General features: G+C 44.7%; 13 protein-coding genes. 10 read left to right on the forward strand and 3 right to left on the reverse strand.

All coding sequences use genetic code 11. The annotated features are described in order from the left end of the window. From AAY47_RS22735 to AAY47_RS11455, 3 genes are all read left to right on the forward strand, one after another. Nucleotides 1-193: hypothetical protein (locus AAY47_RS22735; protein ID WP_047769976.1), on the forward strand; the 193-nt coding region annotated here is incomplete at its 5' end. Between the two features lie 186 nt (nt 194-379). Beyond that, nucleotides 380-1,330 (forward strand): glyoxylate/hydroxypyruvate reductase GhrA, encoded by a 951-nt coding sequence (gene ghrA / locus AAY47_RS11450; protein ID WP_047769979.1) that lies wholly within the window; start codon nt 380-382, stop codon nt 1,328-1,330. Between the two features lie 85 nt (nt 1,331-1,415). Next, on the forward strand, nt 1,416-1,958 hold the full coding sequence (locus tag AAY47_RS11455; RefSeq protein ID WP_047769981.1) for a TorD/DmsD family molecular chaperone: 543 nt from the start codon (nt 1,416-1,418) through the stop codon (nt 1,956-1,958). Between the two features lie 88 nt (nt 1,959-2,046). On the opposite strand, the gene AAY47_RS11460 is transcribed toward AAY47_RS11455, so the two are convergent. After that, entirely contained in the window at nt 2,047-2,610 is a 564-nt protein-coding gene (locus AAY47_RS11460) for a lipoprotein (protein WP_047769982.1), read from the reverse strand. Nucleotides 2,611-2,881: 271 nt separating this feature from the next. On the opposite strand from AAY47_RS11460, the gene rimJ reads away from it, so the two are divergent. Continuing rightward, a complete protein-coding gene (gene rimJ / locus AAY47_RS11465) occupies nt 2,882-3,457 on the forward strand; it encodes a ribosomal protein S5-alanine N-acetyltransferase (protein WP_047769984.1) in 576 nt (191 codons plus the stop codon). On the opposite strand, the gene AAY47_RS11470 is transcribed toward rimJ, so the two are convergent. After that, nucleotides 3,446-4,396: a serine/threonine protein kinase gene (locus tag AAY47_RS11470; RefSeq protein ID WP_053014270.1), complete on the reverse strand. Its 951-nt coding sequence runs from the start codon at nt 4,394-4,396 to the stop codon at nt 3,446-3,448. The two genes, rimJ and AAY47_RS11470, sit on opposite strands and share 12 nt — an antisense overlap. 284 nt (nt 4,397-4,680) lie before the next feature. Between AAY47_RS11470 and murJ the strand changes: the two genes are divergently transcribed. Then, nucleotides 4,681-6,219, forward strand: a complete 1,539-nt coding sequence (murJ, locus tag AAY47_RS11475) for a murein biosynthesis integral membrane protein MurJ (RefSeq protein ID WP_047769987.1) — start codon at nt 4,681-4,683, stop codon at nt 6,217-6,219. 76 nt (nt 6,220-6,295) lie between these two features. On the opposite strand, the gene argS is transcribed toward murJ, so the two are convergent. Beyond that, the gene (gene argS / locus AAY47_RS11480; RefSeq protein WP_047769989.1) at nt 6,296-8,026 is read right to left on the reverse strand and encodes an arginine--tRNA ligase; all 1,731 of its coding nucleotides are present in this window, start codon (nt 8,024-8,026) and stop codon (nt 6,296-6,298) included. A 192-nt stretch (nt 8,027-8,218) separates the two neighbouring features. Between argS and AAY47_RS11485 the strand changes: the two genes are divergently transcribed. From AAY47_RS11485 to AAY47_RS11505, 5 genes are all read left to right on the forward strand, one after another. Continuing rightward, nucleotides 8,219-8,767 carry a VOC family protein gene (locus AAY47_RS11485; RefSeq protein ID WP_047769991.1) on the forward strand — a complete coding sequence of 183 codons (549 nt, stop codon included), beginning with the start codon at nt 8,219-8,221 and terminating at the stop codon, nt 8,765-8,767. Between the two features lie 212 nt (nt 8,768-8,979). Next, nucleotides 8,980-9,891, forward strand: a complete 912-nt coding sequence (locus AAY47_RS11490; protein WP_047769993.1) for a 2-dehydro-3-deoxygalactonokinase — start codon at nt 8,980-8,982, stop codon at nt 9,889-9,891. Continuing rightward, the gene (locus AAY47_RS11495; RefSeq protein WP_047769995.1) at nt 9,842-10,459 is read left to right on the forward strand and encodes a 2-dehydro-3-deoxy-6-phosphogalactonate aldolase; all 618 of its coding nucleotides are present in this window, start codon (nt 9,842-9,844) and stop codon (nt 10,457-10,459) included. The genes AAY47_RS11490 and AAY47_RS11495 overlap by 50 nt, the downstream gene beginning before the upstream one ends. Continuing rightward, complete coding sequence (gene dgoD / locus AAY47_RS11500) at nt 10,456-11,604, forward strand: galactonate dehydratase (protein ID WP_047769998.1); 1,149 nt, start codon at nt 10,456-10,458, stop codon at nt 11,602-11,604. The genes AAY47_RS11495 and dgoD overlap by 4 nt, the downstream gene beginning before the upstream one ends. A 112-nt stretch (nt 11,605-11,716) precedes the next feature. Continuing rightward, the gene (locus tag AAY47_RS11505; protein WP_047770002.1) at nt 11,717-13,009 is read left to right on the forward strand and encodes an MFS transporter; all 1,293 of its coding nucleotides are present in this window, start codon (nt 11,717-11,719) and stop codon (nt 13,007-13,009) included. Nucleotides 13,010-13,037: the final 28 nt, after the last annotated feature.

The raw sequence follows: 13,037 nt of genomic DNA on the forward strand, positions 1-13,037 counted from the left end.
CGATACGTTTTCACGTATACACACTTTCCAGGCGTGCTCCTTCAGCCTCTCGGACACCTCACCATATTTTTATATTGCAGTGATTTCTCTTGAGTTCATCGCTGCAACGGGGCGCTACTATAGGGAAAAGCAGGGCAGGCGTCAACAGGCTTATGACGATTTTTTCAGGCTTTTTGACCGATTAGACAAATAAAAAACAATTTGTGTGGCTGGTAGCCAATTACGGGAGTAAAAATGCTTTTTTGTTGCAACGCGTCATGGCAAATTTGTTAACCAGATAACATTATCAATATTTTCATTCCTGTCTTCCTAATCGGAGGCTTGCAACCTTTCAGCAATAAGTTAACCCTATTAGAAAAACAAAAAGGAATGAGATTTTATGAACATCATTTTCTTTCACTCTTCTGCTCCTCATTTTAATTGCGATAAATGGTTTCAGGGCATACAAGCTAGGCTACCTGAGGCTAACATCCGGCAATGGGTGAGGGGTGATAATGCTCCTGCTGATTATGCTTTAGTTTGGTTGCCTCCCCATGAAATGTTATCTAGCCGCCAGGATATCAAAGGGATATTTTCGCTTGGGGCTGGAGTGGATGCCATCCTTCAAAAAGAGCTAGAAAACCCGGGAACATTACCTAAAGGGATCCCGCTAATACGTCTTGAAGATACAGGTATGGCACAGCAAATGCAGGAATATGCGGTTTCCTCAGTGTTATATTATTTCCGCCGCATGGATGAATATAAACAATATCAAGCACAGCGTCTTTGGAACCCCATGCCTGCCTATAATCGAAAAGAGTTTGTTATTGGCGTCTTGGGGGCAGGCATTTTGGGGCGTAGCGTTATTGAAAAATTGAAAGAATTTGGTTTCAACGTTCGTTGCTGGAGCCGAACGCCAAAACAAATTGATCATGTCGAGAATTTCTATGGGAAAGCACAGCTAGATGACTTTCTTTCTGAATGTAAGGTATTGATTAATATCCTGCCAGATACGCCAGAAACTCGTGGTCTCTTAAATCTTTCATTATTCAGGCAGTTAAAATCTGGCTCATATGTGATCAATATTGCACGAGGCGCTCAATTGGTAGAGCAAGATCTGCTGACAGCCATTGATAAAGGTTATGTGGCCGGTGCGACCCTTGATGTATTTGTTGACGAACCACTATCAAAATTTCACCCTTTCTGGACTCACCCACGCATTAATATCACTCCACATATCGCGGCTAAGACTATTCCTGATGAAGCTATGGATATGATTTGTGACAATATCAGACGAATGGAAAAAGGCGAATCACCCATTGGTCTCGTTGATATGCGCCGTGGTTATTAACAAGTCGCTTTACAGCAAGGCAGACGATTAGGGACAATAACAGATATCTATTATTTAGGTAAGTTATTGGGAGGTAAATTAAACCATGAACGAATTTTCTATTGTCTGCCGCATATTGGGAACATTGTTTAACCGGGCACCACAAGATCCTGTTTTGCAACCTATAATCACCCTGATTGCTGAGGGAAAATTGAAACCATTGTGGCCTTTGGAACAGGATGAGTTATTGGATAGGTTACAGAAAAACAGTGAGTTATCGGTAATTGAAGTCGATTATCATGCCTTGTTTACCGGAGCGTCTGCGGGTGTTGCAGTCTGCCGTTCTGATTATACTGATCAGGATGAAAGTGAAGTACGCCAGTTTTTGGTGGAACGAGGCATGCCTTTGTCTGATACTCCGGCCGATCAATTTGGCTCCTTATTGTTGGCTGCATCATGGCTGGAAGATCAGGCCGCAGAAGATGAAGTCCAGGCCCAGATTAAGTTGTTTGATGAATATTTGTTGCCTTGGTGTGGGCAATTTCTTGGTAAAGTTGAAGCCCATGCGACCAGCGGTTTTTATCGAACACTGGCGATGATGACCCGAGAGGCATTGCAAGCGTTACGTGAAGAGCTGGAAGTAGAGTGATCACTCACACAGATAAGTCAATCTAGCGACAATAAGTAAGGACGGGTTGTTAAATGACCCGCCTTTGCTATTTTATCGATAATGAAAATTATTTATCATCCAAATCAATAACCAATTTACCAGGTTGAATTTTCAAGCCCTTGGCTAATTTTAAAGCAGTGGCTTCAGACTTGCTTTTTTCTGGATTTAAGACATAAACCGGATGAGCATCAAAAAACTCACTTAAAGACACATTCAAATAAGGGAGTAACATTTTAATTGGCGTGGCGACTTTTTCTGGTGTGGTTTGGTAGTCTACGATTTCCAATTCCTTAATGAAAATAGCGCCTTTTTTCGCATCGAATAGCGGTTTAGCCCTGATAGTCAGTTTCATATCAGCATGAACCGTTCCCAGCAAGGTCACTAATTGAACTTTTGCCAGAGTTGATAATTCAATTTTTTCTGGATCCTGGCGGCCGATTTGACTGGTCAACTCTCCCAGTGTGATATTGGCTTTGGTCGCTGCGGGCAGGCTAATTTGCTTTTGATAATGAACTCTTTTTAATAAATAATCATTCAGCAAACCTTCGTTAATACTGACTTCCTTGAATTGATCACAGCCGCTGATTAATCCTGCCAATACCAATACAGCCCCTAAGAAAAATCGTCTCATTGTTATCTCCTTTCGTTTTCAATGGGCAGATCTTACACTAATTATGACGTAATTAGCTCATCATATGACTAATGCTTGCCAATAATGATAGGTTCAATTTTCTTCTGGTTGAATTGAGGGGGCAGGGCATATGTGGTAACTAAGTCCACTAATTTTAAGTATTAAGGTAGAGGGATAGATATGATATTTTTTTATCGTCGGATGGTGATTAAAAATGCTGTAATCGCTCAATTAGTTAATAAATTTTCTAAGGTAAATATCAGGAGAAAACATGTTTGGTTATCGTTCTGCATCTCCCAAGATTCGTTTTATTACGCATAGAATAGTTGTTCGTGTGGTGTATGAACGGGATACCTATAAATTGGCTGAATATTATGCAGAAAATAAAGATTTTCTTAAGCCATGGGAACCAACAAGAGAGAGTAGTTTTTATCAACCTTCTGGATGGACAAATAGGCTGAATTATATTGCGGAATTACAGCGGCAGGGATCGGCATTTAATTTTTTGTTATTAGATCTTAATGAAAATGAAGTCATGGGGATTGCTAATTTCACTAATGTTGTACGGGGAGCGTTCTATTCCTGTTATCTGGGTTATTCTTTAGGCGAAAAATGGCAAGGTCAAGGGTTAATGTATGAAGCCTTGCAACCGACAATCCGTTATATGCAACGCCACCAAAAAATGCACCGGATTATGGCTAATTACATGCCACATAATCATCGCAGTGGAAATTTACTTAAGAGGTTAGGTTTTGAACGAGAAGGTTATGCCAGGAACTATTTAATGATTGACGGAGTTTGGCAGGATCATGTGTTGACATCACTGATTGATGATTCATGGGGATAAATTTGTTGAAAAAAGAGCAATGAATTCGGATATAGACAGTGGCCGTCTTGAGGGGTTTATTGCCAGGGCAGAGTCAATGGCATGCAGAAACGGTAAGGAATATCCCGCTGGACGCAGTTTGACCAGCGGCTGATAATTATCGTCAAGATTGCGCACGATACTGACCGGAGGGGATTTACCCACAATCAAAGTATAGAGTACGGCCCCCAACGCATAGAGATCTGTCCAGGGACCATGTTGGTTTTCTTCATTGGCAGTATATTGCTCAACGGGCGTAAAGCCGGAGCGGATGGTTATTTCTGTATCATCAGACAAGCGTGTTGTTGTTTGGCGGGTAGATCCTAAATCCAGCAATATGGGTGATTGATTCTCTTGGATCAAAATATTGTCCAAGGAAATATCACAATGTAAATAATTTCTTTGATGGAGCGTATCAAGGACATTTAACAAGGGAAACAGTATCTGACGCAGCCAATGTTCATTGATGAAATGTGGATGTTTTATCCTCAATTTATTTAATGTCATTCCCTTATAGAAGGAAGCTGCTATATATGCTGTGCAGTTTTGTTGCCAAAAGCGCAGAAAACGGGGAAGACAGGGGTGTTGGAAACAGGACATCAAGTGGGCTTCACGGATAAAGTCTTGCAACCCAGCATAAAATCGTTCTTCTAATTTTTTTCCTCGTAAGTTGAGTTTCATATCTTGACGGCGTATAGCAAAAGAGTGGGGCGTATATTCTTTGATAGCAATAGATTGCTTGAGATGGTGATCCCAAACACGATACACAATACTGCCGCCGCTTTTGCCAATGACTTCTTCGATTTCGAATTCATTGAGGCAGTATCCGATTGGAAGAGGGGGGGTAAAGCCAATGCTACCACCGATATGTGTCCTGTGAAAATTTTGCAAATGGATGGCCTCTTGGTTATTTCTGGACACCTGCTGATCATGACATCTCAAATAACTTCATCATTCAATGGATAGTAAGGAATGACCAGTCATATATTGAGTTAAGCATAATGTTTATTATTTGTGATCTGTGGATGTGACTCTGTTTATGGAATATATATTTGATAGGATATGAACGAGGTTTTGTGTTCACCTGTCCAGTCATTGAAATGAATGGAAATTATTAATTTTCAACAATATTATCTTGATTTCTTTGGCTTAATCGCTTTACATCTTTTATGCTCATTCCATAAAAATCAATCTTAGAAGATACCATGAATTTACTGAAATCACTGGCAGCGGTCAGCTCAATGACGATGTTCTCCCGCGTTCTGGGCTTTATTCGTGATGCCATCATTGCCCGTATATTTGGTGCGGGTATGGCAACAGATGCCTTTTTCGTTGCCTTCAAACTCCCTAACTTATTGCGCCGTATTTTTGCTGAAGGCGCTTTTTCACAAGCGTTTGTTCCGATACTTGCTGAGTATAAAAATCAGCAGGGGGATGAGGCAACACGCACCTTTATTGCCTATGTATCAGGGATGTTGACGCTGATTTTGGCGATAGTCACGGTGATTGGGGTGATTGCCGCGCCTTGGGTCATCTATGTCACGGCACCGGGTTTTACCGATACACCGGATAAATTCACTTTAACCCGTGATCTACTCAGAATTACCTTCCCTTACATTTTTTTGATATCTCTGGCTTCCTTAGCGGGAGCGGTTCTCAATACGTGGAATCGCTTTTCTGTGCCTGCCTTTGCACCAACATTGCTTAATGTCAGCATGATTATTTTTTCGCTGTTTGTGGCACCTTACTGCAATCCACCAGTGATGGCATTAGGTTGGGCAGTGATCGCTGGTGGTATTTTGCAATTGGCTTATCAGCTTCCGCACCTGAAAAAAATAGGTATGCTGGTATTGCCACGAATTTCCTTTCGTGACAGCAGAGTATGGCGGGTTATTCGTCAGATGGGACCGGCTATTTTGGGGGTTTCAGTCAGTCAAATTTCACTGATCATCAATACCATTTTTGCTTCATTTCTGGTTTCTGGCTCGGTTTCGTGGATGTATTACGCCGATCGTTTAATGGAATTGCCTTCGGGAGTATTGGGGGTGGCGTTAGGGACAATCCTTTTGCCTTCACTGGCAAAAAGTTTTTCCAATGGGGATCATCAGGAATATAGAAGGCTAATGGATTGGGGGTTGCGCCTTTGCTTTTTGTTGGCTTTACCTTGCGCGGTGGCATTGGGCATTTTAGCAGAGCCATTAACCGTGTCACTCTTCCAGTACGGCAATTTTTCTGCCTTTGATGCAGAAATGACACAACGCGCATTAATTGCGTACTGCTTTGGCCTGATGGGATTGATTGTGGTTAAAGTCCTCGCTCCTGGTTTTTACTCTCGTCAGGATATTAAAACCCCAGTCAAGATTGCGATTGCAACCCTGATTTTGACTCAGTTAATGAATCTGGCTTTTATTGGTTCATTAAAACATGCGGGGTTGGCGCTTTCTATTGGTTTGGCTGCTTGCTTCAATGCCAGTATGCTTTATTGGCAATTGCGCAAGCGTGAGATTTTTAAACCGCTGGCAGGATGGGGCATCTTCCTGTTGAAACTGGTGGTGGCCATTGCGGTCATGGTCGGGGTATTGTTGACGATATTGTGGTTTATGCCTGCCTGGGATGAGGGCAATATGGCATTGCGCCTGTTACGGTTGATGGGGGTCGTGGTTGCCGGTGCGGGGAGTTATTTTGCCACATTGGCTGTCATGGGGTTTCGATTGAAGGATTTTGCTCAACGCGGATTGCAGTAACTGATTAATTAATTGCGTTTGTATTAAGTGAACTGAAACCGGCATGATTTTTCCATGCCAGTTTCAGACAAGGTGATTACATCCGTTCTACCGTCTCAATACCCAAGGTATCCAGACCTAGCTTCAACGTTTTTGCCGTCAGCAGGGCTAATTTCAGGCGGCTCTGACGCACTTCTTCGCTATCCGCATTCAGGATTGGGCAATGTTCGTAGAAACCAGAGAACAGGCCAGCCAGATCATAGAGGTAAGCACACATTACGTGAGGCGTGCCTTCACGGGCAACGATTGTGATAGTTTCTTCAAATTGTAACAGACGCGTTGCCAGCGCTTGCTCACGTTCTTCGTTCAGAAGAATAGGGGAGGTCAGGCTGTTTTCATCGATTTGTGCACGTTTGAAAATAGAATTTACGCGGGTATAGGCATATTGCATATAAGGTGCGGTATTACCTTCAAAGGCGAGCATGTTATCCCAGTCAAATACATAGTCGGTAGTCCGGTTTTTGGAGAGATCGGCATACTTCACCGCGCCAATACCTACGGCGTTGACAACTTTTTTCAGTTCGTCTTCCGACATATCTGGGTTTTTCTCACGGATCAGGGCGTCTGCACGTTCGATCGCTTCATCCAGCAAATCAGACAGTCTTACTGTACCCCCTGCACGGGTTTTGAATGGTTTGCCATCTTTGCCCAACATCATGCCGAACATATGGTGTTCGAGCGACATGGATTCAGGAATGTAACCTGCCTTGCGTACGATTGTCCAGGCTTGCATCAGGTGTTGGTGTTGGCGTGAATCGATGTAGTAAAGAACCCGGTCAGCATGCAGGACTTCATGACGGTATTTGGCACAAGCGATATCCGTGGTGGTATAAAGATAGCCCCCATCTTTTTTCTGGATGATAACACCCATTGGTTCGCCTTCTTTGTTCTTATACTCATCAAAGTAAACCACGATAGCACCATCACTCTCAACGGCAAGCCCACGTTGTTTCAGGTCGGCAACAACGCCGGGCAGCATATCGTTATACAGGCTTTCACCCATAACATCGTTTTTTGTCAGCGTCACATTCAGGCGATCATAGGTTTCCTGATTCTGTGACATGGTGATATCAACCAGTTTGCGCCACATAGTCCGGCAATATTCATCTCCGCCTTGCAGTTTTACGACGTAGCTACGGGCGCGAACAGCAAATTCTTCATCTTCATCGTAAGTTTTCTTCGCTTTACGGTAGAAGGCTTCCAAATCGGCTAATGCCATATCACTGGCATCTTCGTTCTGGATTTTTTCCAGATAGGCAATCAGCATCCCGAACTGAGTACCCCAGTCACCAACGTGATTGGCACGAATGACTTTGTGCCCCAAAAACTCAAGGGTACGTGCTGCGGCATCGCCAATAATCGTGGAACGAATGTGCCCAATGTGCATTTGCTTTGCCACATTCGGCGCAGAATAGTCGATAACGATGGTTTGCGGCGCGACCGGCGTGATGCCCAGTTTTTCATCTTTCAGCGCTGTTTCAACATTGGCAGCGACCCACGTTTTATCCAGAAAGATATTGATAAAGCCAGGGCCTGCAATCTCAACTTTGCTGGCAATGCCTTGCAAGTCCAGCAAACTGACGACTTTTTCTGCTAATTGTCGGGGGGGCATGCCCACTTTTTTCGCAGCCGCCATGACACCATTTGCCTGGTAGCCACCAAACTGAGCTTTTGCAGATTGACGGACGTGAGCTTCACTGTCGGCTGGAGCACCAGCAGCAATCAGCGCATGGCTGATTTTTTCTGAAAGAATGGCCTGAATATTCACCGGGTTACCTTAAATTACGCACAAAAGCCCCTGCATCTGGACTGTGCAAATACTCTCAAGCGTGTGGGTTAGACAAAATAACGGGTTTTATACCATATTCAGCATCCTGCATGCTACCATCAGCCGCCGCTTGCGGTATGACTTTTTGTTTTCCGTTCGCCTTTCAGGCGATAGTTTTTTGCTGGGGGAAAGATGACACACTTTTCAACAATTCCTGAATTACAGGATTTGGTGGCTGATTTATATCAGTTTGAACAAAAGCTAAAGCAGTTTGGTGAACATTTGGGCCTGGAACTTACACAGTATACAGCGGATCATATTTCCCTGCGTTGTAATGCTATTTCAATCGCTGATCGCTGGCGTCAAGGTTTTCTGCAATGTGGTCAATTGTTGTCTGAAAGCAGGATCAATGGCCGGCCGATCTGCTTATTTGAGTTAGAACAGCCAATTACTTTACTGGGCTGGCAAATTGATTGTGTCGAATTACCTTATCCGGGTAAAAAGCCATATATTCACGAAGGTTGGGAACATGTCGAATTTGTCCTGCCTGTGCCACCAGAACAACTGATACCCGAAGCCTATAAATTACTGCCTGATCCGTTGCCCGTTGTTTTTCGTACAAAAGAGAGCCATCCGCAAGGTGACAATGAAAGGTTACCAAATCCAACGTTAGCAGTGACAAAAGATGATGTCACAATCAAATTTCACCCTTTTTCTCTCAAAGAGATTATCAAAAATTAAACATGCTGTGTTCTTTTTGTGATCTTTATCGTAGTACTGCAACTCCGCGTAGCGATAAGCTCGTTTCAGTGAGCGATATTTGAACGAATCTGGATGAGCGATTAAGACACGCCAGGAAAAGAAGGCGCTGTTTGATACGGTACGGCATCAAGATGGGAATCAGCGGCCTTTGTCATGATTGCCAGTTCAGCACGAAGGCTTAAGGAAATCACATGACAGCACGCTACATCACGATTGATTGGGGATCGACCAATTTACGCGCCTGGCTATATCAGGGTGATGAATGTCAGGAAAGTAGGCAATCCGCAGCGGGGATCACCCGTCTCAATGGAAAATTCCCACAGGTGGTGTTAGCAGAAATCACTCAAAACTGGCGGGATGACCAAACGCCGATTGTCATGGCAGGGATGATCGGTAGCAACGTGGGTTGGAAAATTGCGCCATATTTGTCGGTTCCCATTCGGTTCTCTGCGATAGGTGAGCAATTAACCCCCGTCGCAGACAATGTTTGGATTATTCCGGGATTGTGTGTTTCACGTGAAGATAACCACAACGTGATGCGAGGCGAAGAGACTCAATTATTAGGCGCTCATCAGCTTTTTCCTGCTTCTCTTTATGTCATGCCCGGCACTCACTGTAAATGGGTATTAGCTGACGACCAACAAATCCATGATTTTCGTACTGTGATGACCGGCGAACTCCACCATTTACTTTTGCATCATTCACTGGTGGGAGCAGGATTGCCAGAACAGGTTGCCTGTCCAGAAGCTTTTAATGCGGGGCTTAAACGGGGAATAGATTCTCCTGTGCATTTGCCATTTTTATTCGAAGTTCGCGCCTCGCATGTATTGGGTGCTCTGCCGCGCGAATATGTCAGTGAATTTTTATCCGGCCTGTTGATTGGTGCAGAAGTTGCGAGTATGAGTCACTATTTTGTGGATCAACAGGCTATCACACTTGTCGCCGGACTTTCGTTAGCGGCTCGTTATAAGCAGGCGTTCAGCGCTATCGGACGAAATATCTCTCTGGCAGACGGTGATACCGTTTTTCAGGTAGGTATAAGGAGTATCGCAAATGCTGTGGCAAACTCATCTTCCACTTATCGCTATTCTTCGCGGTATTAAACCGGACGAAACGCTTGAACACATCGCGGCGGTCATTGACGCTGGGTTCGACACCGTGGAGATCCCACTTAACTCTCCGCAGTGGGAACAGAGTATTCCGACCATGGTGAAAGCGTTTGGCAGTAATGCATTGATTGGAGCGGGAACTGTACTCAAACCAGAACAGGTAGATGTGTTGGCGGAAATGGGTTGCAAACTGATTGTCACGCCTAATATCCGCAGTGAAGTGATCCGCAGAGCGGTTGCTTATGGTATGACAGTATGTCCAGGTTGTGCGACGGCCACAGAGGCTTTTACCGCGCTGGAAGCGGGGGCACAGTCATTAAAAATTTTTCCCTCATCGGCATTTGGCCCGAACTATATCAAAGCGCTGAAAGCGGTTTTACCGCCAGACGTGCCTGTTTTCGCCGTGGGCGGTGTAACGCCGGATAATCTGTCTCAATGGATTAACGCAGGTTGCATGGGCGCCGGTTTAGGCAGTGATCTTTATCGTGCCGGTCAATCGGTTGATCGTACTGCACGGCAGGCAACCCTATTTGTTAATGCGTATCGGGAGGCGGTGCAATGAAAATAATTAAACTCACGACTTATCGTTTGCCTCCACGCTGGCTGTTCCTAAAAATTAAAACAGATGAAGGTGTTGTAGGCTGGGGGGAACCGGTGATTGAAGGCCGTGCCCGCACAGTGGAAACGGCAGTGCACGAGCTAGGTGAATATTTGGTTGGACAAGATCCTGCCCGCATTAATGACTTATGGCAGGTGATGTATCGTGCCGGCTTTTACCGTGGCGGTCCCATTCTGATGAGTGCTCTGGCGGGAATCGATCAGGCTTTATGGGATATCAAAGGCAAAGTCTTGAATGCGCCCGTGTGGCAACTGATGGGGGGATTGGTGCGCGATAAGATCAAAGCATATAGCTGGGTGGGCGGTGATCGCCCGTCGGAGGTGATTGACGGTATTAAAACCTTACGGAAGATCGGTTTTGATACATTCAAATTAAATGGTTGTGCAGAACTGAGCATCATTGATGATTTGCGAAAAATCGACACTGCCGTCAATACGGTAGCGCAGATCCGAGCAGTGTTCGGTAATGAAATTGAATTTGGGCTTGATTTCCACGGTCGTGTTAGTGCACCCATGGCGAAGGTATTAATTAAGGCGTTAGAGCCATATCATCCTTTATTTATTGAAGAACCCGTGCTGGCGGAACAGGCGGAATATTATCCCCGCCTGGCGGCGCAAACCCATATTCCAATTGCGGCAGGTGAGCGTATGTTTTCCCGTTTTGAATTTAAACGTGTACTGGAAACGGGCGGTCTGGCAATTCTCCAGCCAGACGTATCGCATGCGGGAGGCATTACCGAATGCTACAAAATTGCGGGCATGGCTGAAGCTTATGATGTCGCACTGGCACCACATTGCCCACTAGGGCCGATTGCGCTGGCCGCTTGTTTGCACATCGATTTCATATCACGTAATGCGGTATTTCAGGAGCAGAGTATGGGCATTCATTACAATAAAGGGGCGGAATTACTTGATTTTGTGAAAAATAAAGAAGATTTCAGTATGGAAGGGGGGTTCTTTAAACCCTTAATGAAACCGGGTCTTGGTGTTGAAATTGACGAAGCACAGGTCATTGAGCGTAGCAAAAATGTACCAGACTGGCGAAATCCAATGTGGCGACATAAAGATGGCTCCGTTGCTGAATGGTAATCATATCCGTTATTAAATAAATAATTAAATCAATGTGTTCTTTTACACACTCTGTTAACTATAGGGCAGGGTGAACGGTTTCACTGTGCCCAAAATCTGGAGACAGATTGAGATGAATATTTCAGTAACAACTGCGAAAATTGGGCGTCGGCGCTATCTGACGTTGATAATGATCTTTATTACGGTCGTTATTTGTTATGTTGATCGGGCCAACCTTGCTGTTGCGTCAGCAAATATCCAGAAAGAGTTTGCTATCACGAAAACGGAAATGGGCTATATCTTTTCTGCTTTCTCCTGGTTTTATACCTTATGTCAAATTCCCGGGGGTTGGTTCCTTGATCGCGTTGGCTCACGCGTGACCTATTTTATTGCCATTTTGGGCTGGTCGGTGGCGACGCTATTACAGGGCTTTGCAATCGGACTGATGTCACTCATTGGATTACGTTCCATTATTGGTATTTTTGAAGCACCGACATTTCCCACCAATAACCGTATGGTAACAAGCTGGTTCCCTGAACATGAACGTGCCTCTGCCGTTGGTTTTTACACATCAGGGCAGTTTGTCGGGCTTGCTTTTCTGACGCCATTTCTAATATGGATCCAGGAATTAATTAGCTGGCACTGGGTTTTTTTCCTGACCGGGGGTATCGGAATTATTTGGTCATTAATCTGGATTAACGTTTATCGGCAGCCACGGTTAACAAAAAACATGCGTCATACGGAGCTTGAATATATTCGCATGGGCGGAGGATTAGTCGATGATGACTCGCCCGCTAAGAAAATGGCACGCCAGTCTCTGACTATCGCTGACTGGAAGCTGGTGTTCCACTATAAGCTGGTGGGTGTCTATCTGGGGCAATTTGCCGTTGCTTCAACGTTGTGGTTCTTTTTGACCTGGTTCCCGAGTTATTTGACTCAGGAGAAGGGGATTACTGCTCTAAAAGTCGGTTTCATGACTACCGTTCCGTTTCTGGCTGCATTTCTCGGTGTACTGCTCTCTGGCTGGTTGGCAGATAAAATGGTACGTAAAGGTTTTTCTTTGGGAGCGGCGCGTAAGACCCCGATTATTTGTGGTTTGATAATTTCCACCTGTATTATGGGCGCCAATTACACTAACAACCCGATATGGATCATGGTGCTAATGGCACTGGCTTTCTTTGGTAACGGCTTTGCCTCCATTACCTGGTCACTGGTTTCTTCACTGGCACCGAGGCATTTGATTGGTTTGACCGGCGGTATCTTTAATTTTGTCGGCGGGTTGGGGGGGATCTCTGTACCACTTGTGATTGGCTATTTGGCGCAGAGTTACGGTTTTTCTCCAGCACTGGTTTACATTTCTGTCGTCACATTGATTGGTGCACTCTCCTATATCTTTCTTGTGGGCGATGTGAAACGTGTCGGCTAATTGGGCGTTTATATCCGAGGGGCTTTGA

Origin of the sequence: Xenorhabdus griffiniae, assembly GCF_001028135.1 — a bacterium.
In the GTDB taxonomy this organism is placed as follows: domain Bacteria; phylum Pseudomonadota; class Gammaproteobacteria; order Enterobacterales; family Enterobacteriaceae; genus Xenorhabdus; species Xenorhabdus bakwenae.